Genomic DNA, 25,226 nt, shown 5'->3' on the forward strand with positions numbered 1-25,226 from the left:
GGGTCTCGACGGCCGCGCCGAAGAGAGCGTCCCGGCTGCCGAAGTGGCGGAGCGCGCTCGTGCCCGATCAAGGCTCATCCCCCGAGTGGACGCAAATGGGCAGTGCGGGATGGCTCGCACTCCCCATTTGCGTCCACTCGCGGGTTTGAGGATCCTCGTCAGCGTGTGCGTCGGCGGCCTGCGAGAGTCAGGGCGAGGACGAGGACGCCGCCGGCGAGCAGCATCAGGCTGACCGTGATGAGCAATCCGGAGTCGCTGCCCGTCTGCGGCAGACCGCTCCCCGCCGCGGGAGACGCGGGAGAAGCCGGAGACGGTGCGGGCGCAGCGGTGGGCTGCTCGGTCGGTTCGTCCGTGGGCTCGTCTGTCGGCTGCTCGGTGGGCTCGTCCGTCGGATCGACGGGTGGCACCACGACCGCCACGATCGTCAGCGGCGCGGTCGACGTGTTGTTCTCGACCTCCACGTCGACGGTGGTGTCGGTGTCGGTGTCGGCGAAGGCGACCACCGCGGTCGCCGGGTCGGTGCCCGCCGCCGTTGTCGTGCCGGTGAGCGTGACAGGCGGCAGCGAGGCATCCGGCAACACAATGTCGGATGTCGTGCAGCCGGCCGTCTGATCGGACACCTCGCAGCTCCAGCCGTCACCCTCGCCGCCGTCGAACTGCACGCCGGCCGGCAGCGTGATGGTCAGCGTCGCACCCGTCGTCGGTGAGATGCCGTGGTTGGAGACCAGCGCTGTGAACCGCACATCGTCGCCCACCGTCACCGAGGACGGCGCCGCGGTGAGTGTGACGGCCAGATCGTCTGCGCGCTCGACGATGCCGGCGTCGATGCCGCCTCGGTTCGTGTTCACGCCGTCGTCGAGGCTCACGACGAGCTCGGAGCTCAGCCCGGTCAGCCAATCGACGACCGAGCCGGTCTCGTCGTCGGGCTGGGCGGGGACGGTGAGGGCCTGGCCCGTTCCGGGGTCGACGCCGATCCGGTAGGAGCCGGCCGGCAGGTCGAGGAACACGTAGTCGCCGTCGGCGCCGGTCACGACGGTGGTGACGGGGTCGGATGCCGATGCGCCGCCGTAGAGGGCGACCGTCACCCCTTCGACTCCGGCTTCCTCGGAATCCTCGATACCGTCGGTGTCGGCGTCGAGCCAGACCCGGCCGCTGAGCGAACCGCGCTTCTCGGCGAACAGATAGCCGGTCGCCGCCGTGCCGCCGGGCAGTTCGATCTGCGTGATCGAGTCGGGCGCTGTGAGGACGCCGCCGGCGGTGCCGAGGGTCTCGGAACCGTCGGCGAACCCGCTCGGCTGGGTCTCGGTGATCGTGTAGCTACCCGCGAGCAGTCCGGTGAATGCGTGGCCGCCGTCGGCGCTCGTCGTGGCTGCGATGTTCACGTCTGTGCCGAGGACGTCGGTTCCGCTCAGGGTGACCGAGACGCCCTCGAGGCCGGGATCGGCTGCGCCGCGCGTGCCATCGCCGTCGGTGTCGTGGAAGATGGCCAGGGAGATGCTTCCCGTGGTCTCGCCGAACAGATAGCCGGTGCCCGAGGTGCCGGCGGGCAGAGTGATCGCGGTGAACGAATCGCTTCCGACGGCGCCGCCGCTCGTGCCGAGGGTCTCCGTTCCGTCGCCGTATGCCGTGGGCTGAGTCTCGGTGATCGTGTAGGTGCCGGCCAGCAGCTGGGGGAACTCGTAGTCGCCGTTCGCCGACGTGGTGGTCGCAACGGGATCGAGCGCCCCCGCGGCATCCGTGCCTGTCAGGGTGACGGTGACGCCGCCGATCCCCGGTTCGCCGGCGTCACGGGCGCCGCTGCCGTCGAGGTCGTCGTAGACCGCACCGGACAGCGCGCCCGTGGTCTCGCCGAACAGGTAGCCGGTGGCCGTTGTGCGGTCTGGGAGGACGATCTGTGTGATGGTGTCGGGCGCCGCCGATCCACCGGCCGTGCCCGCCGTGTCGATGCCGTCGGCGTAGCCGGCGGGCTGGGTCTCGACGAGCTCGTACGTGCCCGAGCGCAGAGCGGAGAAGAGGTAGGCTCCGGTCGCGGAGGTCGTCGCGGTGAGAGAGACGGCGTTGTCCTCGGAGTCCACTCCGCTGAGTGCGACGACGACATCTGCGATTCCGGGCTCGCCCGCATCGCGGGTGCCGTCGGCGTCGAGGTCGTTGTAGACCTCGCCCGAGAGGCTGGAGGTCGGCCGCTCGGCGAAGAGGTTCCCGGTGCTGCTCTGACCGGGTTCCAGCGTGACCTCGATGACGTCGACGCCGGCCCCCGCAACCGCATTGGTGCCGGGTGTGCTGATGCCGGTGTCGAAGGCGGAGGGCTGGGCCTCCGCAACCGTGTAGGTGCCGCCGGGCACACCGGTGAAGACGTAGTCGCCCGTGGAGTTCGTCGAGGTGGTCAGGCTTATGGAGGAGCCGGTCGTCGGGAAGCCGGAGAGGGCGACGCTCACATCGCCGATGCCGGTCTCGCCGGGATCGACGACGCCGTCGTCGTCGCGGTCGGCGAAGACCCGCCCGCTCACCGTGCCGACGGTCGGGACCTCCACCGTCGAGGTGTCGTCCACGGTGCCGCCGACGTGGTCGGCCGTCACGGTCGCGGTGTTCGAGCCGCTTGTGATCGGGGCGAGAGCCGTGCAGTTGTAGACGATCTCCTCGTCGACGTCGAGGGTGGGCCTGGAGCTCGCGCACGACGGCACGGTGGGATCGCTGATCGTCACGTTGCTCAGTGGGACGTCGCCGGTGTTGTCGACGTGGATGGCGAAGGTGATCGTCTGACCGGAGGTGTAGGTGGGCTGATCCGCGGTCGCGGTGATCTCGACGGCCGGGTGGATGACATCGATGCCGATCGTGGTGCTGTCTCGGAGGTCACCGCCGGAGGCGCTCAGGCCCGTGACGGTGTTCGTCACCGTCGTGTCATCGGCCGGCGCCTGCACGGTGCAGGTGTAGCTGATGGACTGATTGGCGGACAGGTCTCCGATCGTCCTGTCGCACTCGTCGATAGGGCTGTCCACCACGACGTCGGTGGCCGGGGAGCCGGGGGAGGCCACCCTGATCGTGTAGACGATCGGTGCGCCGGCCAGGTACGGGCCCACGGGGCTCGCCGTGCTGGTCAGCTCCAGCGACGCGATCGGCACCGACAGCGCGAGACCGGTGGCGAGGAAGGTGTCACCGCTGGTCGCGAAAGACGCAGAGGCCGAGGTAGCTCCTGCCGGGATCGGAGCGTCGATCGCCCTGGCGTCGACGCTCATATTGTTGACCACGGCGGGATTCACCGAGAAGTCGGTGCGGGAGGTGAAGAAGTTGGTCGTCGTCCCCGACGCGGCGATGGCTGTTCCGTTGATCTGGAACTGATCGCCGCTGATGTTGAGATCGCCCTCGTAGCCCGTGACCCCGACCCGGGCGCCGGGTGCTATCGCGCGGAAGCCCGAGACGTTCACCGTGGTCGCAGGGTCCACCGATGACTGTCGCACGTGTCCGTCGTAGAGGAACACGCCTTTTTTGATCGGTGCATTGACGTCGGGGCCGTCGTAGCTGTATACCACGGACAGTGACCAGCCGGAATGGCATCCGAAGCCCTGCGGAGACCAGACGTTGCCGAGTGTGAGGGTGAGCGGGGAGCCCGTGGCGACGCCGGCGAAACGGGAGGTCACGTCGGCGTACGCGGCGTAGAACTGCGGTTGCGAGGCCGGGACGGTGGCCAATGCGTCGCGGGAGATCACCTGCGGCGTGATCGCGACCGGACTGCCGTCGCCGACGGTCAATCGCGTCGAGGTGCTCTCCGGGGTGCCGGCCGGCAGAACGGCCGTTCCGGCGCCGGCCAGGAATTGACGGGTGTTGCATCCGGGCTGTGCGGAGACCGTCCCGTCTGCGAGCCGTATGGTTCCGGTGTCGCCGCTCCAGCCCAGGCGGGCGAAGGCGACCGTCGCGCCGGCCGGGATGGTGATCGACGCCTGACTGGAGTTGTAGGTGGCGGCGTTGGAGTCGACATCCGCCCAGCGCATGTAATAGGAGTCGTTGAGGCCCGACGACGAGGCGTACGTGCCGGCTTGGGCCTGGCCGCAGCTCGCGATCGGCTCCCCGAACGGGTCGCTCGGGCTCGTGGGCCCGGGGCAGGAGGAGTTGCCGTTGCCGGTGAGGATGAAATCCCCGTACACCTCTGCGTTGTAGTTCAGGGTGAAAGGTCGTATCACGGCGGCCTCCGCGGGCTGAGCCGAGACGAGCACGGTCGTCGTCGTTCCGGTGAGGACCACGATCATCGCGCTCAGGAGTCGTGTCCAGCGTTTCGCGTTCACAGTTCTGTCCTCTGCCGTGGGGTACGTGGGAGTGGGTGCGCAGCGATCGGCTCGACACTGAACGCGGGAAGCGGACTCAATCTAACAGCCGGCCCGCCTCGATCCGCGCGCTGAGACGCCAAAACGACGCCTGGGAACGGATCGATGGCACCCCTATTTCTGGGGGATGTGGAGAGGGTGAGCGCCTGCGTCGGCTTGCGGTCTCGAGACGCCGGGTACTACGGTGTTCTTTGTCGAGGATTGAATCGTTTCAGAAATTGAAACGATTCAATCTTCGGTATTCCAGCAGATTCACGTATTTCGGCACACCAAAGACGGGCGCCGAAGAGATGGAGGCGCAATGTTGCGCGCGAAGGCCGTATTCATGATCGCTGTACCCTTGCTGGTCTTGGCGAGCGTGCCTGTCGGAGCTGCCGTCGCGGCCGACGCGGATTCCGATCTCGAGGTCGCCGGTCTGACCGTCGAGCAGGAGGTCAACCCGCTCGGTGTCGATGACGCGCAACCCGAGCTCGGTTGGACCCTGGACTCGTCGTCGCACGACGTTGTGCAGTCCGCATACGAGATCGAGGTCTCGACGACCCCCGGCGGACCGGCAGACGTCTGGGACAGCGGCGAGGTCGTCTCGTCGAGGTCCTTCGACATCGAGTACGCCGGCCCGGCCCTCGACTCCCGCACCCGCTATTTCTGGCGGGTCAAGGTCTGGGACGCCGTACACGAGGCCTCCGAGTGGAGCGCTCCGGCGTGGTTCGAGACGTCCTTCCTGAACCAGGACGATTTTGCGGGCGACTGGATCGGCTCGCCGAACCGGCCTCCTGCGGTCTCCCTTGCGGGATCGAACTGGATTTGGTATCCCGAAGGCTCACCCGCGAACTCGGCCCCCGTCGGTACACGCTTCTTCCGGACGGAGATCACGATCCCGGACGGCTCCGACATCAGCGTGGCGCAGGTGCAGATGAGTGCCGACGACCGGTTCGAGTTCTTCGTGAACGGCGAACCGGCTCTCAGCTCGCCCGATGTGCAGGATGCCTGGCGCACTGCACGCGTGACAGATGTCGCTACGTCTCTGCATCCCGGAACGAACACCCTCGCCATCGCGGCGACCAACGGGCTTCCCGGGCCAGCCGGCGTGATCGGCCAGCTGCACATCGAGACCGCTGCGGGTGATGTGCTCGATGTCACGACCGATGACAGCTGGGTATCCGCCGACGTCGAGAGCCCGGGGTGGCAGGGACCGGCCTTTGACGACTCCGCGTGGCCGGCCGCGACGATCGGGGCCGCCTACGGCTCCGGGCCGTGGGGCAGCGGGGTGAGCCCGTCAACGCCTCCGGAGCCGCTGTTGCGACACGCCTTCGATGTCGCCAAGGAGGTCGCGTCCGCGCGCGCGTACATTTCGGGCCTGGGCTACTACAAGCTCTTTCTCAACGGCGATCGTGTCGGAGACCACGAGCTCGACCCCGGCTTCACGCAGTACGACAAGACCGCCCTCTACGCCACTTACGACGTGACAGACGCGCTGAGGAACGGCGAGAACGCCATCGGCGTGAGCCTGGGTCGTGGTTATTTCGCACAGCTGCAGCCCGACGAATGGGTCAGCTCTCCCTGGCACGACGAGCCGAAGCTCAAGTTCGACCTCGAGGTCGTCTATACCGACGGCACCACGCAGACGGTCTCGAGCGGAACGGATTGGCTCGCCTCAGACGGCCCGACAACCTCGCAGTCGGTGTGGTTCGGTGAGGACTACGATGCGCGCCTCGAGCAGCCTGGATGGAACGCTCCCGGCTTCGACGACTCCGCCTGGCGCCCGGCCGTGCGGGTCGACGCCCCCGGCGGCGCACTCACCTCGCAGCTCTTCCCGGCCATCAAGGTCACCGACGAGCTCCCCGAGGTCGGCGTCACCCAATTGAGCCCCACGGTGAGCGTGCACGACTTCGGCGAGCCCACCGCGGGATGGGCGAACGTGCAGGTGGAGGGTCCGCGCGGCGGAACCGTGAAGATCGTGTACGGGGAGAAGCTGAAGGCCGACGGAACTGTCAACAACGACAATGTCTTCTTCACCGTGCAGAACTACAACTACACGCTGAAGGGTGGCGGGCCCGAGTCCTTCCAGCCCAGCTACAGCTACGCGGGCTTCCGCTACGTGCAGGTCACGGTCTCGGACGGTGTGACCCTGAACGGCGTCTCGGGCATGCGGCTGCACACCGACGTCGAGCAGACCGGTGGCTTCAGCAGTTCGAGCGAGCTGCTGAACGACTATCAGTCCGCGCAGGCCAACACGATCCTGAACAACCTCCACTCCGTGCCGACCGATACCCCGATGTACGAGAAGCGGCCTTACACGGCTGACGCGTTCCTCTCGGCCGACTCGGCGATCGCGATCTTCGACATGCAGAATTTCTACGAGAGCTGGATGCACACCCACCGTGACGACCAGAGCGCGGACGGCACCTTCGGCAACACGGTGCCCGGCACCGTGGGCTCGAAGAGCCAGACCGACCCCGTGTGGTCGTCGAGCTACGTGCTCATGAGCTGGGACCTGTACTGGTACTACGGCGACAAGAGCGTGCTGAGCGACAATTACGACGGCCTCAAGAAGTGGATGGACCACTACGAGCAGAACATCGCCGGCACGGGAGGCGTCTACACGGGCTTCAGCTACGCCGACTGGCTCTCGCCCGCCGGTGCGAACGCTCCGGAGGGCACCCGCCTGACCGCGACCGCATACGTGTACAAGGGCGCTACCACCATGTCGCAGATCGCGACAGCGCTCGGACTCGAGAGCGACGCCGCGCACTACGACGAGCTCGCCGCGCGCATCGCCGACTCGTTCAACACGGTGTTCTACGACGCGGAAGCCGGCGCCTACTTCGACGACAGGGCGGCGGGCTACCGGCAGACCTCCAACCTGTTGCCGCTCAGCTTCGGGATCGTTCCCGCCGCGCAGCGTGCGACGGTGCTCGCCAATCTCGTGAAGGACATCAAGGATCGCGGCAACCACTTGAACACGGGCGCGATCGGCACGAAGGAGCTGCTGCCCGTGCTCGCCGAGAACGGTGAAGCCGACCTCGCCTACTCCGTCGCGACCAACCCGAGCTACCCGGGGTGGGGCTACTGGTTCACCGAGCTCGGTGCGACGACCATGTGGGAGGAGTGGGGCGACCAGTCGCGTTCGCATGACCATGCGTTCCTCGGAACGGTCGTCGACTGGATGTACCAGGATGTCGCGGGCATTCAGCCGGCGGCTCCCGGGTACAGCTCCATCCGTATCCAGCCCCGTCCGGCCAGCGGGCTCACCCACGCGGAAGGCCACGTCGACTCGCCGTTCGGCGAGGTGCGTTCAGAGTGGACGAGCGCGGACGACGTGTTCACTCTGAACGTCAGAGTGCCCGTCGGGGCCACGGCGGAGGTCTACGTGCCCGCGAACGAGGGGGACGAGACCGACTCCGACCCGAACGCCACGTTCACGGGCATCCACGACGGCTTCGCCGTCTTCACAGTGGGCTCCGGGGACTACGTGTTCTCGACCGGCGCCGACCTGCCGGACGAGCCCACGACGGAGCCGACCGATCCTGGTACGACGGAGCCGACCGATCCTGGTACGACCGCACCCACGGACCCAGGAACGAGTGACCCGACCGATTCCGGCACCGACATCCCCGGAGCCGGCGCGGGCTCAGGTGACGGTTCCGGCACCTCTCCGGGCGACGCGAGCCAGAACGGCGACTCGTCGCTCGCGGCGACCGGTGTTCCGATCGCCCTGGGCGGATTCCTGGCCCTGCTGCTCATCGCGGCGGGGACGATGGCGGTCGTCGTCCGTCGCAGGAGCAAAGGAGCGTCGTCGAACTAGAGCACGACATGCACCAGTGGAAGGCCCCGGCACAGCTTCCCGGGGCCTTCCGCGAGGGCCGGTGGGACGGTCGAGTTCGAACTGCACCCCACGGTTGGTCGATTCGACGGTTCAGCGCAGGCGCGAAGGCGGGTCTCGCTGTTCGCAGAGCCCGACGCGGCTCCGATGTGCGCGGTGGTTCACGGACGGGGCGCAGCTCGGCGAGTGCGGCGCAGGCCCATGATGATGAGGCCGATGCCGCCGAGGATGATGACGACCGCCGCAGTCGTGAGCGGCGTGTTCACCTGCGGGCCGGTGTCGGGAAGCCGGGTGTTACGGGGAGCGTTGCCGCCCGGGCCCGAGGGCGTTCCGGCCGGAGCCGCCGTGTCCGTCGGGGTCGGCGTTCCGCTCGGGGCCGGCATGTCTGTCGGAGTCGCCGTGTCCGTCGGAGCGGGGGTGAACGGGCCCTCGGTCGGCGTGTCGGTGGGTACCGGGGTGTCCGTGGGAACGGGTGTGTCAGTCGGCACGGGGGTGTCCGTGGGTACCGGGGTGTCCGTGGGCACGGGGGTGTCCGTGGGCACGGGGGTGTCCGTGGGTACCGGGGTGTCGGTGGGAACGGGTGTGTCGGTCGGCACCGGGGTGTCCGTGGGCACCGGCGTGTCCGTCGGGACCACGGCACAGGTGCCGCCGGTGAAGGTGTTCGTGTCGAGAGTGACCGAGCCGTTGCGTGCCAGCGCACGCCCGTCGACGGTGCTGCCGGTGTTGGCGGTGACCGAGGTCAGGGCCATGATGGTGCCGACGAAGGTCGTGTTCGTGCCGAGGGTCGCAGAGCTGCCGACCTGCCAGAAGACGTTGCAGCCGCGCGCGCCGTTCACGACGGATACCGTGCTGTTCGAGGCCGTGGTCAGGGCCGAGCCGATCTGGAAGATGAAGACCGCGTTGGGGTCGCCCGCGGCGTCGAGGGTCAGGGTTCCGGTGAGACCGATCGTGCTGGAGGCGGCGTACACGCCGGGTGCGAGTGTGAGGCCGCCCAGATCCCCGGCGATGTTCGCATCGGGCGCCTGGCCGGCAGCGTTGTTGTAGGCGGTGGTGAGGTCTGCCTGGGCCTGGAGCGCGTGGGCATCCGTCTGATGCACCGTGCCGCCGACGAGTCCGGGCGGGAATCCGCTGATCGCGGTGCCCGGGCTCACGCCGAGGTCGTCGTCGAGCACGCTCGGCCCGGTGTTGGTGACCGACTGGCCGCCGAGAACCGAGTAGCTGCTCGCCGTGCCGAGATCGACGGCGGTGCCGATCGCGTAGGCGGACTGAGTCGCGAAGACGAGCACGACCACACCGGACACCGCGAGCACGGCGCCCGCCGAGACTCCCAGTCGTGACGAAAGACGTGTCGGCCGCACGGCCGTCAGCGAACGATGAGCTGGATGACGTTGCATCAGATTCCCCAAAATCCCCCGCCCCACGGGGGTGCGCCTCACAACTGTGAGCACTCCGACCATACGCGTCGCACACTCGATCACCTACGGAATCGGTGAAACTGGCAATATTACTTTTTCGCGCTTTTGTCAAATGGTTTGTGCTAGGTTCCGACTACTAACTCCCAATCGGGAGGCGGTCCCTCGGTGACGCGTTGTGGCTGCATTGCCAAATGCACATCAAACCAGTGCGCACAGTTGCGCGCAGACGAGGGGGCCGTCATGGCCAGAACATCTTCCCGGGGCAGAAAAGGCATCATCATCGCTCTCGCAGCGGTACTGACGATCACGGGGGCCGGGGTCGCGTTCGCGTACTGGACCTCGACAGGCACCGGTGTGGGCGAGGCCACGACCGGTGAGAGCGTCGCCTTCACCATCACCAGTGACCCCGCCGTCGGCACCATCGCGCCGGGCAGCGACGGCCAGACCGTCGACTTCACGGTCACCAACCCGGGCGAGGGCACGCAGAGCCTCACCGAGGTGACGGTCTCGCTGGCCACCGCCGACGGCACGCCGTGGGTGCCGACCGGTGACTGCCTGGTCGCCGACTACACGGCCACCATCAGCACGGCGCCCCCGGCCGGGGAGATCGCAGCCGGTGGCGAGGTGGACGGCACCGCGACGGTGACGCTCACGAACACCGCCGTGAACCAGGACGACTGCCAGGGCCAGGACGTCCCGCTGTACTTCGAAGCCTCCTAGGCCCTGGCGACCCACCCGAATGCTCGGGATGCGCCGCCGTCACGCGGCGCATCCCGGTTCTTCGGTCAACAGATTGCTGTCGATCATGAGCAAGACCACCGGTCGTGTTCGAGCCCGCGGTGATCGTCGCGTCACCCGCGGGGGAGGCCCGGCGACCGTCGTGCTCGCTCTGTTCCTGACCGTCGCGACCGGTGCCGCCTCGGCTTCCGCTTCGTGGAGCGCGAGCGGCACGGCATCCGTCGTCGCGGTGACGGGAACGCTGTCCCCGCCCCTCGACGTCACGGTGCCGTCGACGGCCATGAGCGACGTGCCGGTGAGCTGGACCGCGGCGAGCGTCGGCGTCGGCTCGTCGGGCTACTACGTCACGCGGCATCCGGTCGATCTCGGCGACCCGGTCGATCCCGGCGACCCGGCAGACCCGGGCGTCGCCGTCTGCGCGAGCAGCCCGGCCTCGCCGATCACCACCACCGCGTGCACGGACGCCGCGGTGCCCGACGGCTCCTATCACTACGTCGTCACCGCCGTCCACACCTCCTGGACCGCGACCAGCGCACCGAGCGAGCCCGTGACCGTGGTCAACGCCAGCGCGCTCGTCGTCACCACCCAGCCCACGGACACCCTCGAGGACGAGCCGATCTCGCCGGCCCCGACGGTCGCCCTCGTGACGGCCGCAGGAGATCCCTTCCCCTCGGCCGGCGTGCCCGTGACCCTCACGATCGGCAGCAACCCTGCCGGTGGAGCGCTGGCGGGGACGACGACGGTCGACACCGATGCGAGCGGCCTGGCATCCTTCGTCGGGCTGGCCATCGACGCCTCGGGGGCCGGCTACAGCCTGAGCGCCACCTCGCCCGGGCTGACACCCGCGAGCAGCGACCCGTTCACCGTGATCGAGCCGTTCCTGGGTGCGGCCCGGAGCTTCTCGGTGCTGGCGGGCTCCGTGATCAGCGGCGGGATGACGGCGCTCAGCGGCGACCTCGGCGTGAGCCCGGGCACGACGGTAACCGGCTTCCCTCCCGGCACGCTCGGGGGCGACATCCATGCCGGCGACCCGGCCGCGGCAGACGCCCAGCTCGCACTCACAGAAGCCTACGACGAGCTGCTGGCACGAGCACCGGATGCCGCGGTGAGCGGAGACCTGGGAGGTCTCACCCTCACCCCGGGCACCTATCACGCCACGGCCGCGCTCCTGCTCACGGGCACGCTGATCTTCGACGCCCGGGGCGACCCCGACGCGGTCTTCGTCGTGCGGACCGACGCCGAGCTCTCCACGGCCGCGGGCAGCGTCGTCGAGCTGGTCGACGGCGCTCAGGCATCCAACGTCTTCTGGGTCGTCGCGGCCGCCGCGGGTACGGGGGAGGACTCCGTGTTCGCCGGCACGATCCTCGCACTGGGCGCCATCACCCTCGGCGACGCGGCCACGCTCACCGGGCGCGCCCTGTCGCGCAGCCCCGTCACGCTGTCGGCGAGCGTCGTCACCGGTGTCGCGCCCGCTGCCACTCGGGCCGCCGAGCTCGGGCGGGCGGGGCCACCATGAACTGCGGACCGCTGCCCGGCACGGGCCTCGACGCGCATCCCGGCGTGCTGCTGCTCGTCGCGATCGCCTGCCTCCTCGTCGGCGCGATGATCGTGCTCGCCTCACGGGCGAGGGCGAAGAGGAGGGCGCAGATGACGGCGGGTCCGGGGTCGGGCGCGTCGTCTCCGGGCGCGGCCGTCGTGCTGCTGATGATCCTCGTCGTGGGCGGGGCCGTCGCGATCGGCCCGGCGCCGCCCGCTCAGGCCGCCGGCTCGGCGGGGTCGGCGAGCTCCGGCTGTGTCGCGGCCGACGACTTCCTGACCGTCATCCAGACCTCGACCATGGCGGGCCTCGCGCCCGGGGTCGCGCCCGTTCCCATCGCGGGTCTCGTCGTCAACAACAGCGCAGACAGCACGCACATCGTCGCGGTCGAGGTGGAGATCTCCTCGGTCGCCGTCGCGCCCGGATCGCCGGTCGGGAGCTGCGACGCGAGCGACTACGTTCTGCTCGACACGCGGATGCCGGTGGACCGCACCCTCGGCCCCGGGGCGTCCGCCTCGTTCGCCGGGGCATCCATCGGCTTCAGCGACAGCGCCGTGGATCAGGACGCGTGCCAGCGCGCCACCATCCACCTGCTCTACACGGCGAACCCGCGATGACACGGCTCAGCTCGTGCGCCCGAGGCTCCTCCGGATCAGCCAGGTGCGGATGATCCACGCAGTGGGGAGGTGGCCGACGGCGAGCACGACCGTCGCCGCAGCGAGCCACCAGGTTCCGAGCCATCCCGCCGTCGCGGCGAAAGCGAGCACCGGGAAGACCGCCATCGGAACGGGGATCGGGCCGAGCGGCTCGTAGAGGCGGGCGAAGCGGCGCCCCGTGAGGAGGTAGCGCAGCCAGAGCGCCCAGTAGGCGCCCACGAAGACGACGAGGAGCAGCAGCCACCCGTCGAGGTGCGGCGGGCCGCCAGTGAGCGCGGGCGCGACCAGACATCCGGCCTGACCCGCGCGCTCGGCGGCGCTGAGCGCGAAGCCGGTCGAGGGCACGGGCTTCGGCTGGTCTCTCGGAGGCCAGGCGAGCAGCAGCAGGTTCGGGGCGAGGATCGCGAGCGAGACGAGAAGACCGGCAACCGAGAACTCCATACCCACAGCATGGCGCACGTGCGGGTCGCCTCCCACCACTACAGTGAGCACACATGAGACGTCATCATCCCCAGGATCCGGCCACCGGCGACCCGGCGGCCGTCGCGGCTCCTGAGACGCCGCCCTCCCGTCCCGGCCCGTTCCTCTGGGGCTACATCGTCACCCTCGGCGCTGTGGGCGCGGTCATCACGGGTCTCGCCCTCTACGGCCTGCGGTCGATCATCTTCTCGATCTTCCTCGCGCTGTTCGCGACCGTCGCCCTCGACCCGCTCGTGCGCTGGTTCGAGCGCCGTCACTTCACCCGGGCCTGGGCTCTCGTGACCGTCATCCTGCTCATCGTGGCGTTTCTCGTGGCCATCATCTGGGTGATCCTGCCGTTCATCATCACCCAGATCCAGCAGCTCGCGGTCTCGATCCCGGCCGAGATCCAGAATCTCCGGGCGCAAGGATGGTTCGACCCGACCAATGAGGCGAGCAACGGGGTCGTGGGCACCGTGCTCAACTGGATCGCCTCGGAGATCACCGACCCGAAGGTGTGGGCGGCGGTCGGCTCGGGGGCCGTGGGCATCGGGCTCTCGATCATCGACGGCATCACCTCGGGGTTCTTCATCGCGATCCTGACCATCTACTTCATCGGCACCTACGACGCCACCAAGCAGGCCGCCTACAGGCTCATCTCGGCCTCCAAGCGCCCGACCTTCACGAGCTACGCCGAGCGGATCCTGCGCAACTTCGGCAAGTACCTGAGCGGCATGGTCATCCTCGCGTTCTTCAACGCCGTCTTCAGCACGATCCTGCTTCTCCTCGCGGGTGTGCCGGGAGCGTTCCTCATCGGCATCGTCGCCTTCTTCATCACCCTCATCCCGCTCATCGGCACGGTGCTCACCACCATCGGGATGACGATCTTCGCCTTCATCCACTCGCCGGTGTCGGGGCTCGTGGTGCTGGTGCTCATGCTCATCTACATGCAGGTGGAGGCATACGTGCTCACCCCGAAGGTCATGAGCAAGGCGGTGCAGATCCCCGGATCGGTCGTGCTCATCTCGGCCCTCGCCGGCGGCACGCTCTTCGGCCTGCCGGGAGCGCTCGTCGCAATTCCGATCTCGGCCGGCGTCATCCTGATCATCACCGACGTCGTGATGCCCCGCAAAGAGCGGTCCTGAGCCCGCGGGTCTGAGCTCTCGGAACTGAGTTCTCGGAACGGGGCTCTCGGAACGGGGCTCTCGGGGTCGCGGCTCCTGCGTGGCCGCGTGATCAGCCGGTCTCGGAGCCGTGGCGCCGCTCGCGGCGGGCGCGGCGGCGGGCGCGCCAGCTTCGCGCCTCGCGTTCGGCCTCCTCGCGCTCGCGTTCTCGCTGCTGCTCCTCGCGCCGGGCTCGGTAGCGTGCCGCCCGGCGCTCCCGCCAGCGCGCGATCTCGCGGTCGACGTCGCGCGTGGGCGTCACCACGGGCGGCCCGCCCTGGAGCTGCCGGCGTGCCTCGACGACCCGGCGGTTGAAGTCCTCGAGCAGTTCGCGGATGGCCTGCTCCGAGGGAGCGTCGTCCAGTCTCGCGTCGAGGGCGGCGTTCTCGGTTCGCAGGGTGAGGGCGGGCGGGCCGAGGCCGCTGAGCTGCTCGCGCTCGATCTTGCGGCGGATCCACCAGTCGGGGTCGTAGACCTGGTTCAGGCCCTCGAGCGGTTTGCCGGCGCCGGGCAGGTCGTCGAAGTCGCCGCGTCGCATCGCCTGCGCGATCGAGATCTCGACGAACTGGTCGAGCTGCTGCATAGTCGGCTGTCCGGCCGCGTTCGGCTGTCCGGCCGCGTTCGGCTCGGTCGCCTCTCCGTCTCGTCCCGTGCCCGTGCCCGCCGTGCCGTCGAGCTCGCTCGCGAGCTTGTCGACCTGGTAGCGGGCGACGTTGAGCCGGGAATCGCTCCGTTCCTTCCTGTCCGCCACGTCATCCAGCCTAGGTTTCTCGCACGCGAGTCGCCAAGAACCGGCCGATGTCGTGGGCCGACATCGTGGATCGGCAGACGGTTCTCGGCGACTCGGGGCGTGCGGGGCCGTGAGAGGCCGCGATAGATTGCGCGATAGATTGTGAGGATGGCGGATCTCCCCGTGCTCGCGTCGTCAGCGAGACCCGGTGCATCCGCCTCCGCGTCCCCTGCCGCTCTCGGCGCCGGCCGCCTGATCTGGGTCGACGCGGCGCGCGGACTGTGCGTCGTGGCCGTGGTCATGCTGCACTTCCGGATCTTCGTCTACGGCGAGCTCTCGCCGCCCAGCAACGGCATCGCGGTGTGGACCCAGTTCACCGAGTTCTTCGGCGGCTTCCGGCTGCCGCTGCTCTTCGCCATCTCGGGGCTCGTCGTCTCGCAGCGGGTGCGCAACGGCTGGTCCGACCGCCGCAACCTCGCGCGCGTGGCATCCACCTACTGGATCTACGCGGTCTGGCTGTGCGTCTTCGGCCTGATGTCCGCGATCGTGGTCGGGCACAACGTGCCGTTCCGGGTCAACTCGTGGGGCTCGTTCTTCTCCCAGCTCCTCGTTCCCGACACCACGCTCTGGTTCGTCTTCGCGCTCGTGCTCTACCTCGTGCTGCTCACCTCGCTGCGGCGGGTGCATCCGGCGATCGTGCTGGGCGGCCTCGCGCTCGTCTCGATCGTGTCCGGGCTCGTGCCGGAGGAGGACGCCGAGGCGCTCTGGCTGCACGTCGTGTACTACGCCGTCTTCTTCGCCGTCGGGGTGTATCTGCGGCCCGCCCTCGAATGGTTCGCGACGAACGAGCTGTGGGCGAAGAGCGTCGCCGCCCTGGGCCTGTTCATCATCTGCGAGAAGCTGTGGGAGCTGACCTCCCAGGGCGACATGGTCGAGAGCACCGCGCGGCTGTTCCGCGACGCCGCCGCGATCGTGCTGGCGACGACCGTCGTCGCGCTCGCCTCGAGGCTGCCCGTCTTCGCGCGCACGGCGTCGGCGATCGGCCGGCAGACGCTGCCCGTCTTCATCCTGCAGCTGCCCGTGATCTGGGTGCTCGTGCTGCTCCCGGTGGTCGAGGACTCCCTGACGATCCCGCTCGTGCGGTACACCGCGCCGATCCTCGGAACGATCGTCATCGTCGTGGTTTCGCTCCTCGTGCATCGGTTTATGCTGCGCACGCCGCTGCGTCACCTGTTCCAGCTGCCCGCGTCGTGGAGCGACCGCATCCGGCACGGGTCCCGGCGCGAGGCCCGAGCGGCAGCGGCGGCATCCGAGCAGGGCTGAGCCGGGGCGCGCAGCCGGCCGACGGGTCAGGATGCCGACATGGTGCCGATGACGACGGTCGCGTCGAGCTCCTGCGACCGCACGACGTGTGCCGTGAGCCCGCTGTCGATGAGGATCGCCACGGTCAGCGGAGCCTGACGCTCGCTCGTCTCGATGAGCAGGCGCCCGCCCGGAGCGAGCCACTGCGGTGCCTCGGCGGCGATCCGGCGCTGCACGTCGAGGCCGTCCGCCCCGCCGTCCAGGGTCACACGCGGCTCGTGGACGCGGGCCTCGGGCGGCATGAGCTCGATCGCCTCGGTGGGCACATAGGGGGCGTTGACCGCGAGGATGTCGACACGGCCGCGCAGCTCGGAGGGCAGCGGCTCGTAGAGGTCGCCCTCGACCACCCGCCCGCCGGCCGGGACGACGTTCCTGCGGGCCGTGCGCACCGCCGCGGGCTCGATGTCGGCGGCATACAGCTCGATGCCGTCGATGCGCGCGGCGAGAGCGGTTCCGACCGCGCCCGAGCCGCAGCACAGGTCGACGACGACGGCCCCGGGGCGGGCGAGCGCCGCGGCCTGCTCGACGAGGAGCTCGGTGCGACGGCGGGGGACGAAGACGCCGGGATCGACGAGGATGCGCAGGCCGCAGAACTCCGCCCAGCCGAGGATCGGCTCAAGCGGCAGGCCGGCGAGGCGTCGCCGCACCATCGTGGCGAGCTCGGCGGGTGTGCCGGCGGCCTCGATGAGCAGGCGCGCCTCGTCTTCGGCGAAGACGCATCCGGCGGCTCGCAGCCGCGCGACGATCTGCGCTTCAGCGAGCGGGGTTTCGGCGAGCGGGGTCTCGACGATCGGGGTCTCGGCGAGCTCCGTCTCGGTCGGATCCCCTTCGGCGGAGCCGGCTCGGGCGGCGTCGGGTTCAGGCGTGGTGTCGGTCATCGGAGGGCAATCGTATCCGAGCGGATGTCTGGGCGTGCACAGGGTCTCTCGGTATCGTTCTGTATCGTCCGTTGACTTGAAAGGCGCCCCCACGATGAACCCTCTGCTGCAGGATGTCGGGGCCGTCACAGCCCCGCTGGTCGAGCTCTACAAGGATCTTCACCGGCATCCGGAGCTCTCGTTCCAGGAGCACCGCACGGCGGGGATCGTCGCCGAGAGGCTGACCGCCCTCGGTCTCGAGGTCATCACGGGGATCGGCGGCACGGGTGTGGCCGGCATCGTGCGCAACGGCGAGGGTCCGACGGTGCTGCTGCGCGCCGACATGGACGCCCTGCCCGTGCTCGAGGACACCGGGCTCGACTACGCGAGCACCGACCGCGGCGTCGACCCCGAGGGTGTCGAGGTGCCGCTCATGCACGCGTGCGGACACGACGTGCACATCGTGAGCCTCCTCGGCGCGACGCAGCTGCTCGTGCAGCGCACGGTCGACTGGTCGGGCACGCTCGTCGTCGTCTTCCAGCCCGCCGAGGAGGCCGGCGGGGGAGCGCAGGCCATGGTCGCCGACGGCCTCTTCGACAGGATCCCCGCACCCGACATCGTGCTGGGGCAGCACGTCGCGCCCGCGCCGGCGGGCATCGTGGGTGTGCACCCCGGGCCGGCGTTCGCCGGAGCGGACTCCTTCGCGGTGCGGATGTTCGGCCGCGGCGGTCACGGCTCGCGGCCGGAGACGACCGTCGACCCCGTCGTCATGGCCGCCGCGACCGTCATGCGGCTGCAGACCCTCGTCTCGCGCCACATCGCCGGCAGCGACACGGCCGTCGTGACGGTCGGCCAGCTCCACGCCGGCACCAAGAGCAACATCATCCCCGACGAGGCGACGCTCGGCATCAGCGTGCGCTCCACCGACCCCGAGGTGCGGAGCACGGTCATCGAGGGCATCCACCGCATCGCGAAGGCGGAGGCCCTGGCCTCCGGCGCGGATCGCGAGCCGCAGATCGTCGCGCAGGAGTCGTTCCCCGTGCTCGTCAACGACGTGGATGCCACGGCCCGCACGGTCGGGGCCTTCCGTGCCGCGTTCGGGGAGCAGCGGGTGATCGATCCCGGAGCCGTCACCGGCAGCGAGGACGTGGGGGTGCTCTCGACCGCGGCCGGCGTTCCGCTCGTCTACTGGCTGCTCGGCGGGGTGGACGCCGAGCGGTTCGGTGCGGCGACTCTCGCGGGAACGGTCGAGCGCGACATCCCGTCGAACCACTCGCCGCATTTCGCGCCCCTCATCCAGCCGACGCTCGACACGGGCGTCGCAGCGCTCACCGTCGCGGCGCTCGAATGGTTCGCGCGCCCGTAGCGTGATCAGGCGGGGAGGTCGAGCGACTCCGCGATCTCGCAGGCCGACTCCTGTGTGCCGCCGTTCTCGGCCAGCCGGGCCGCGCGCGTGATGAGCGTGCGGAGCTGATTCGCCTCGGGCTCGCTGAAGCCGGCGAGGATGCGCTTCTCGACCTGGCCGACGCGGTCGGTGAGCTCGGCGAGCGGGTCGCCTGATCGCTGCCGGGCCCCGCTAGGCCTCGGCGGTGGGAGATGCGGATGTCGCGGCATCCGCCTTCACCCACCGCTGGCCGTGGGTCACGAGGGGCTGCAGTGAGCACATGAGGTCGGAGCCCCGGGCGCTCAAGCGGTAGCGCACCTGCACGGGGGTCGTCGCGATGACCCGTCGTTCGAGCAGGTCTGCGGCCTCGAGCTCTTTCAGGCGCTGGGCGAGCAGGCGGTCGGAGAGGCCGGGAACCAGGGCGACGATCTCGCTGAAGCGCGACGCCCCGCGGGCGATGGCCAGGAGGATGCCCGAGCTCCAGCGCTTGCCGACGAGCTCGAGGGAGTCGGAGAACAGCCGGCACTGATCGTCGTCGATGTGCTCCCACGTGGAATCCGTGCGTGCGGGGTGGCCGGAGGGCGGGTTGGCGCGGGTGCTGAGGCCGGGGGTGTGGGGGTCGGGGGAGGGAAGATCTCGCTGGGTGGGATTCCGGGTGGGATTCCGGGTGGGATCCAGGGCGGGTGCATCCGTCGTGTTCGCAATTGTCACTTACAAATAGTAAGTTACTTATGGGTGGTTTGTCACGTGAGCGGCGAGAACTCAGACTGGGAGCATGCCTGACTACGGACATCCCCTGATCTTCGGAACCTTCATCACCCCGACGAACAATCCGCCGCACGCCGCCGTCGCGCGTGCCCAGCTCAGCGAGCAGCTCGGCTACGACCTCGTCTCGTTCCAAGACCACCCCTACCAGCCGGCGTTCCTCGACACCTGGACGCTCATGGCCTGGGTCGCCGCGCAGACCGAGCGCGTGCACGTCTCGGCGAACGTGCTCAACCTGCCCCTGCGCCCTCCCGCGGTGACCGCCCGGGCGGCCGCGAGCCTCGACCTGCTCTCGGGCGGGCGCTTCGAGCTCGGCGTCGGGGCCGGCGGCTTCTGGGACGCGATCGAGGCCATGGGCGGGCGGCGGCTCACCCCCGGGCAGGCCGTCGACGCCCTCGACGAGGCGATCGACGTCATCCGGGGCATCTGGGATCTCGGCGACCGCGCCCCCCTGCGCGTCGACGGCGACTACTACCACGTGAACGGCGCCAAACGCGGGCCGGCCCCTGCGCACGACGTGCCCGTCTGGGTGGGCGCCTACAAACCGCGGATGCTGCGGCTCACCGGTCGCAAGGCCGACGGCTGGCTCCCCACCCTGGGCTATCTGCAGCCCGGCGATCTCGCGAAGGGCAACGCGATCATCGACGAGGCGGCGCTGGAGGCGGGGCGGGAGCCGCGGGAGATCCGCCGCCTGCTCAACATCGGCGGGAGGTTCTCGCCGGTGAACGGCGGGCCCCTCAACGGGCCCAGCGAGCAGTGGGTGGAGGAGCTGCTGCCGATGGCGCTCGACGACGGAGTGGGCACCTTCATCCTCGCCGCCGACGACCCGGCTGCCGTGCGCCGCTTCGCCGAGGAGGTCGCGCCCGCGCTGCGCGAGGCCGTGGAGCGGGAGCGCGGCTCCCGGGGCACCGCTCAGGGGTCGATCCGCAGCGCCGTCGCCCGGGCCAAACGGCGCGACGGCATCGACTACGACGCCGTGCCGGCCTCCCTCGCCGACTCCGCGATCGAGCCGGGGGACTCCGGGTATTCGCGGGTCAGGTCCACCTACATGCGCGGCGGGTCTCCCGGGCTCGTGCTGCGCGTGCACGGCACGAGCGAGGTCGTCGACGCGCTGGCCTATGCCCGCGCGCATCCGCAGACGCCTCTCGGAGTGCGCAGCGGCGGCCACGGCATCAGCGGCCGCTCGACGAACGACGGCGGCATCGTCATCGACCTCGGCGACCTCGACACGATCGAGGTGCTCGACGAGGCCACCCGGCGGGTGCGCATCGGCCCGGGCGCGCGGTGGGTGGATGTCGCGGCCGCCCTCGAAGCGCACGGCTGGGCGCTGAGCTCGGGCGACTACGGCGGGGTGGGGGTCGGCGGGCTCGCCACCGCGGGCGGGATCGGCTGGTTCTCCCGCGAGCACGGCCTCACGATCGACCACCTGCGCGCCGTCGAGATGGTGCTCGCCGATGGCTCGGTCGTGCGGGCGAGCGACGACGAGAACGCCGAGCTGTTCTGGGCGGTGCGCGGCGCCGGCGCCAACTTCGGCATCGTCACCGCGTTCGAGTTCGAGGCGGACGAGCTCGGCCACGACGTGGGCTGGGCGCAGCTCGTGCTCGACGCGAACGACCCGGCCTCGCTGCTCGAAGGCTGGGGCGCGGCCGTCGAGGCGGCCCCACGCGACCTCACGAGCTTTCTCATCCTCGGCGGCGCGCGCCCCGGCCAGCGGGTCGCCCAGGTGATGGCCGTCGTCGACTCCGACGACCCGGAGACGATCGTCGACCGGCTGCAGCCCCTCGCCGAGGTCGCGCCCCTGCTCGACCAGTCGGTGCAGCTCATGCCGTACTCGGGGGTCATGTCGAACGTGCAGGGCGGCGACCACAACGGGCAGGGCGAGCCGAACGCGCGCTCCGGCCTCGTCGAGCACATCACGCCCGAGTTCGCGGCGGCCGCGGCGGCCCTGCTCGAGACGGGTGCCGTGTACTTCTTCCAGCTGCGCGCGGTCGGCGGGGCGGTGGCGGATGTCGCGGACGACGCGACCGCCTACGGCAACCGTTCCGCGAACTTCTCGGTCGTCGCCTTCGGCTCGAACGCCGCGCGCCTCGACCAGGCCTGGGCGGGGTTGCGCGAGCACCTCACCGGGCTCTACATCAGCTTCGAGACAGGGGCGCACCCCGAGCGGATCGCGGACGCCTTCCCGGCGGCCACCCTGCGACGCCTGCGCGAGCTGAAGTCGCGCATCGACCCCGGCAACGTCTTCAGGGACAACTTCAACCTCGCCCCCGCGTCATCCTGACGGTCCCGTCCCGTCCCGTCCCCCGTCCCATCCCGTCCCGCCTTCCCCCTGACTTGCGCCATTTGGCCGTTCTCGAGTCGGGAAAGGGTCCAATCGGCGTATGTCGATGGGTTAATGCCGTGGTTCGACGGGTTTTGCGGATGACGGTGATTCGCGTGCGTATCGAGGCGCTGCGACATCCTCGATGCGTCGTTGTGCGCGCGATCCCCGACTCGCGCCATTGTCCTCACCGACATGCGCCATTCGGCCGCCTTCTGGCGGCGAGAACGGCCAAATGGCGCATGTCGGGAGGGAAAAGTCGCGACGAGGGAGGGGTCAGGCGGCCTGGGCGGGCAGCGACTGCTCGATGAGACCCACGATCTCGGGGGCGTCGGGCTCGACGGTGGGGCGGAAGCGGTGCACCTGGCCGTCGGGGGTCACCACGAACTTCTCGAAGTTCCACTTGACCTTGCCGGCTTTGCCCGCGGCATCCGGGGTCTTGGTGAGCTCGGCGTAGAGCGGGTGCTGCGACTTGCCGTTGACCTTGATCTTCTCGAACATCGGGAAGGTGACGCCCCACGTGGTCGAGCAGTACTCCTTGATCGCGTCTTCGGTGCTGAGCTCCTGCAGGAACTGGTTGCTCGGGAAGCCCAGCACCGTGAAACCGCGGTCGCCGTACTCCTTCTGCAGCTGTTCGAGCTTCTCGTACTGCGGTGCGAGACCGCAGCGGGATGCGACGTTGACGATGAGCTTCACCTTGCCGTCGTACTCGGCGAGTGTCGTCGTCTGGCCGTCGATGGTGGTGAGAGGGATGTCGTTGATGGTCATACTCGAAGTCAACGCCCTTGCGGCTGGGAAATCGACGTTTTTCTCTATGAAACCCTGTGAGCCGTCGATGTTCGGGATGTTCGGGATGTTCGGGCGCGGTGGCGAGGGTGGTGCCGCCGCGGCCGGTCTCGCCGCTCAGAGCACGACGTCGAAGCCCGTCTTGGCGTAGCGTCGCCCGTTGATCTGCAGCTCGAGGGCGTGCTCGCCGGCGTAGTGCACGCGGGTCGTCATGGGCCGGAAGGCGTGACGTTTCGCGACACGGAGGGTCGCTCCGGGCTCGATGAGCGCCGTCGTGAGCTTGAAGACCTTCTCGCTGTGGCTGCCGTTGCTCTTCACGTAGTAGACGACGTAGTCGATGCCGAGCCTCGTGGCCGTCTCGCCCTCGTTGGTCACCTCGAACGCGAAGCCGAGCTCGCCGGGCAGGGTGACGACGGCGGTGTCGAGGACGGGCTCCGACACCGAGATCGCCGCCTCCTCGAAGCCCATGAGCGCGAGGGCTCCGGGATGTGCCTTCTTCACGAGCGTGCGCAGGCCGTGCCGCACGACGCGCACGGTGTTCTCGTCGGGATGCCGCAGCCATCCGGCCGCGACGGCGGTCACGAGCTCCGGCTGCTCACGGCTCAGATCGTTGAGGTGGTTGGCGACGGATCGCCGCACGTACTCGCTCTCGTCGCGGTACAGGGCGTCGAGGATCGGTACCGTGCTCTCCGGGCTGGCGAGCACCGAGCGCACCCGGCGCGCCCAGGGCAGGAACGGCCGGGTGCCCTCGCTCGCGAGTCGCCGCACGTGCTCGTCGTCGCTGCTCGTCCAGCGCTCGACGGAGGCGAGGGATCGTTCGAGGTCGGCCTCGAGGAAGCGCCGGATCGCGAACTCGGCCGTGAGCCTGGGGGTGAGCTCGGCGAGCAGCGCGAGGCCGTCGTCGAAGTCCCTCGGATCGGGGGAGGCGAGTGCGAGGGTCGTCGTCGTCTCGGAGACCGGCCAGATCATCCAGTCGTCGAAGCCCGGGTTCTCGAGCGCCGCGCGGAACAGCCGCGAGACCGCCCGGTAGTCGTCGGGCAGGTCGGCTTCGAGTGCGGCGCTGACGAGGTCGCTGCGGGCGCGCAGGTTGAGGCCGTCGACGCCGTGCGCCGCCTGGCGCAGCGCGGGGAACGGGGGCTCGGCGAACGCCGGCGTGGCGAACGCCGGCTCGGTGAACGCCGGCTCGACCGACGCGACCCGCGCCGCGGCTTCGGTCAGGATGCCGCGCAGTCGGTCGACAGTGCCCCGGTCGATCAGCTCGTTCATCGCTCCCATGCGCGCACCTCTCGTCGCGGCCGGCCTCGTGGCCGCCCGGCGCCTTCCATCCTCGCGGATGCCACCGACGCCGGCCGAGGTGCGAGCGACGACGTGGGTACGGGGTCAGACGCTCGGCGCCGGGTTCGGGCTCCCGTTCGGGCTCGCGCTCGGCACGCGCTTCGGGCGCACGAGGAAGAACGAGATCGGCGAGGCGAGCACGACGATGAGGGCCGCCCAGCCGAACGCGGCGTGGTAGCCCGCGACGAACGATCCGAGCTGCGCGTCGGCGCCGCCCCCGTGGTCGGCGAGGTAGGCGGCGGCAGCGGCGGTGTACAGCGCGGTGAAGAGCGCCGTGCCGATCGACCCGCCGATCTGCTGGCTCGCCGTGACGGCGGCGCTCGCGGCCCCGGCGTCGTGCTGGTCGATGCCCGCGAGGGCGACGTTCTGCAGGGGGACGAAGAGCATCGCGAGCCCGAGGCCGAGCAGGATGAGCCCGGGCAGCACCTGCACGACGTAGTCGCCGTCGACAGTGATCTGAGTGAGGTAGAGCAGCCCCGCAGCTGCCACGAGCGGGCCGATCGTCATCGGGATGCGCACGCCGATCCGCGGCAGGAAGCGCGAGAGCACGGTCGCCGTGAGGATGATCGTGCCCGTCATCGGCAGGGAGGAGAGCCCGGACTGCAGGGGCGTGAACCCGAGCACGATCTGGAAGTAGAAGGTGAGGTAGAGCAGCCCGCCGAGGAGCGCGGCCCCCGACAGGAGCGCCGTGAGGAACGCGCCGCCGCGCACTCTGTTGGCGACGATGCGCAGGGGCAGCAGCGGGTTCTTCGACCGCGCCTCCACGAGCACGAAGAGCACGAGCAGCACGACGCCGGCGGGGAGGAAGGTCCACACCTCCCAGGTGTTCCAGCCGTACTCCGCGCGGGAGAAGCCGAAGACGAGCGAGCCGAGGCCGAGGGCCACGAGGACGGCGCCGGGGATGTCATAGCTCGTGTCGCCCTCCGCCCTGCTCTCGCGCACGAGCGGGATCGCGGCGAAGAAGGCGACGGCGGCGATGGGCACGTTCACGAGCAGGCACCAGCGCCAGTCGACGTACTCGGTGAGCACGCCGCCCAGCAGCAGGCCGACCGCCGCCCCGCCTCCGGCGATCGCCCCGTAGACGGCGAACGCCTTCACCCGGTCTCTGCCGCCGGGGAAGTTGACGGTCAGCAGTGCGAGTGCGGCGGGTGCGAGGAGCGCCGCGAAGATGCCCTGCAGCCCGCGCGCGGCGAGCAGCTGCCAAGTGTCCTGCGCGACTCCGCCGAGCGCGGAGGAGAGCGCGAAGCCGACCATCCCGACCATGAAGGAGCGCTTGCGCCCCCAGTAGTCCGCGATGCGCCCGCCGAGCAGGAGCAGCGAGCCGAAGGCGAGTGCGTAGATCGTGACCACCCAGGTGCGGTCGCCGTCGGTGAGGCCGAGCTCCGTCTGGGCGTGCGGGAGCGCGATGTTGACGATGGTCCCGTCGAGCACGACGGTGAGCTGCGCGAGCGCGACGACGCCCAGAAGCGCCCACCGGTGCCGGCTGGTCTCCGGCTCGGTGGTGCTCGTGGACGGTGCCCCCTCGGACGCGGACGATTCCGGCCCGGTATTCACATCCGACATACGAGAACCATAGTCTC

General features: G+C 69.8%; 18 protein-coding genes. 8 read left to right on the forward strand and 10 right to left on the reverse strand.

All coding sequences use genetic code 11. From position 1 onward, the window contains the following. Positions 1–158 precede the first annotated feature (158 nt). Positions 159–4,277, reverse strand: coding sequence for an SdrD B-like domain-containing protein (locus tag CLV54_RS09105; protein ID WP_100344656.1), 4,119 nt, complete (start codon positions 4,275–4,277; stop codon positions 159–161). Between the two features lie 364 nt (positions 4,278–4,641). On the opposite strand from CLV54_RS09105, the gene CLV54_RS09110 reads away from it, so the two are divergent. Continuing rightward, complete coding sequence (locus CLV54_RS09110; protein ID WP_211294501.1) at positions 4,642–8,121, forward strand: family 78 glycoside hydrolase catalytic domain; 3,480 nt, start codon at positions 4,642–4,644, stop codon at positions 8,119–8,121. A 179-nt stretch (positions 8,122–8,300) separates the two neighbouring features. Here CLV54_RS09110 and CLV54_RS18135 read toward each other — a convergent pair whose 3' ends face one another. Then, positions 8,301–9,449, reverse strand: a complete 1,149-nt coding sequence (locus CLV54_RS18135) for an ice-binding family protein (protein WP_281258170.1) — start codon at positions 9,447–9,449, stop codon at positions 8,301–8,303. 345 nt (positions 9,450–9,794) lie between these two features. On the opposite strand from CLV54_RS18135, the gene CLV54_RS09120 reads away from it, so the two are divergent. The 3 genes from CLV54_RS09120 (at position 9,795) to CLV54_RS09130 (ending at position 12,446) form a co-directional block, all read left to right on the forward strand. Further along, positions 9,795–10,274: a hypothetical protein gene (locus tag CLV54_RS09120; protein WP_100344659.1), complete on the forward strand. Its 480-nt coding sequence runs from the start codon at positions 9,795–9,797 to the stop codon at positions 10,272–10,274. A gap of 85 nt (positions 10,275–10,359) precedes the next feature. Further along, positions 10,360–11,808 (forward strand): ice-binding family protein, encoded by a 1,449-nt coding sequence (locus tag CLV54_RS09125; protein WP_157802889.1) that lies wholly within the window; start codon positions 10,360–10,362, stop codon positions 11,806–11,808. Beyond that, entirely contained in the window at positions 11,805–12,446 is a 642-nt protein-coding gene (locus CLV54_RS09130; RefSeq protein ID WP_100344661.1) for a hypothetical protein, read from the forward strand. Before CLV54_RS09125 ends, CLV54_RS09130 begins: the two co-directional genes overlap by 4 nt. A 6-nt stretch (positions 12,447–12,452) precedes the next feature. Here the strand turns inward: CLV54_RS09130 and CLV54_RS09135 are convergent, their stop codons facing one another. Continuing rightward, a complete protein-coding gene (locus tag CLV54_RS09135) occupies positions 12,453–12,926 on the reverse strand; it encodes a hypothetical protein (RefSeq protein WP_100344662.1) in 474 nt (157 codons plus the stop codon). 53 nt (positions 12,927–12,979) lie between these two features. Here CLV54_RS09135 and CLV54_RS09140 point away from each other — a divergent pair, with 53 nt between their 5' ends. Continuing rightward, on the forward strand, positions 12,980–14,089 hold the full coding sequence (locus tag CLV54_RS09140; RefSeq protein WP_100344663.1) for an AI-2E family transporter: 1,110 nt from the start codon (positions 12,980–12,982) through the stop codon (positions 14,087–14,089). 91 nt (positions 14,090–14,180) lie between these two features. On the opposite strand, the gene CLV54_RS09145 is transcribed toward CLV54_RS09140, so the two are convergent. Next, the gene (locus CLV54_RS09145; protein ID WP_245861542.1) at positions 14,181–14,858 is read right to left on the reverse strand and encodes a DnaJ family domain-containing protein; all 678 of its coding nucleotides are present in this window, start codon (positions 14,856–14,858) and stop codon (positions 14,181–14,183) included. A gap of 147 nt (positions 14,859–15,005) precedes the next feature. Here CLV54_RS09145 and CLV54_RS09150 point away from each other — a divergent pair, with 147 nt between their 5' ends. After that, complete coding sequence (locus tag CLV54_RS09150; RefSeq protein WP_100344664.1) at positions 15,006–16,160, forward strand: acyltransferase family protein; 1,155 nt, start codon at positions 15,006–15,008, stop codon at positions 16,158–16,160. 26 nt (positions 16,161–16,186) lie between these two features. Here CLV54_RS09150 and CLV54_RS09155 read toward each other — a convergent pair whose 3' ends face one another. Continuing rightward, entirely contained in the window at positions 16,187–17,077 is an 891-nt protein-coding gene (locus CLV54_RS09155; protein ID WP_100344665.1) for a putative protein N(5)-glutamine methyltransferase, read from the reverse strand. Between the two features lie 94 nt (positions 17,078–17,171). Here CLV54_RS09155 and CLV54_RS09160 point away from each other — a divergent pair, with 94 nt between their 5' ends. After that, positions 17,172–18,422 carry an amidohydrolase gene (locus CLV54_RS09160; RefSeq protein WP_100344666.1) on the forward strand — a complete coding sequence of 417 codons (1,251 nt, stop codon included), beginning with the start codon at positions 17,172–17,174 and terminating at the stop codon, positions 18,420–18,422. Between the two features lie 5 nt (positions 18,423–18,427). On the opposite strand, the gene CLV54_RS09165 is transcribed toward CLV54_RS09160, so the two are convergent. Both CLV54_RS09165 and CLV54_RS09170 read right to left on the reverse strand, forming a co-directional pair. Beyond that, positions 18,428–18,670, reverse strand: coding sequence for a hypothetical protein (locus tag CLV54_RS09165; RefSeq protein WP_100344667.1), 243 nt, complete (start codon positions 18,668–18,670; stop codon positions 18,428–18,430). Beyond that, positions 18,633–19,151: a winged helix-turn-helix transcriptional regulator gene (locus CLV54_RS09170; RefSeq protein WP_245861544.1), complete on the reverse strand. Its 519-nt coding sequence runs from the start codon at positions 19,149–19,151 to the stop codon at positions 18,633–18,635. Before CLV54_RS09170 ends, CLV54_RS09165 begins: the two co-directional genes overlap by 38 nt. Positions 19,152–19,215: 64 nt before the next feature. On the opposite strand from CLV54_RS09170, the gene CLV54_RS09175 reads away from it, so the two are divergent. Then, positions 19,216–21,486, forward strand: a complete 2,271-nt coding sequence (locus CLV54_RS09175; RefSeq protein WP_100344668.1) for an LLM class flavin-dependent oxidoreductase — start codon at positions 19,216–19,218, stop codon at positions 21,484–21,486. 315 nt (positions 21,487–21,801) lie between these two features. On the opposite strand, the gene CLV54_RS09180 is transcribed toward CLV54_RS09175, so the two are convergent. From CLV54_RS09180 to CLV54_RS09190, 3 genes are all read right to left on the reverse strand, one after another. Next, positions 21,802–22,293, reverse strand: coding sequence for a glutathione peroxidase (locus CLV54_RS09180; protein WP_100344669.1), 492 nt, complete (start codon positions 22,291–22,293; stop codon positions 21,802–21,804). Between the two features lie 135 nt (positions 22,294–22,428). Further along, the gene (locus CLV54_RS09185) at positions 22,429–23,577 is read right to left on the reverse strand and encodes a DNA alkylation repair protein (RefSeq protein ID WP_245861546.1); all 1,149 of its coding nucleotides are present in this window, start codon (positions 23,575–23,577) and stop codon (positions 22,429–22,431) included. A gap of 114 nt (positions 23,578–23,691) precedes the next feature. Next, entirely contained in the window at positions 23,692–25,209 is a 1,518-nt protein-coding gene (locus CLV54_RS09190; protein WP_100344671.1) for an MFS transporter, read from the reverse strand. Between the last annotated feature and the right edge of the window lie 17 nt (positions 25,210–25,226).

The sequence above is a fragment of the Compostimonas suwonensis genome, assembly GCF_002797855.1.
In the GTDB taxonomy this organism is placed as follows: Bacteria; Actinomycetota; Actinomycetes; order Actinomycetales; family Microbacteriaceae; genus Compostimonas; species Compostimonas suwonensis.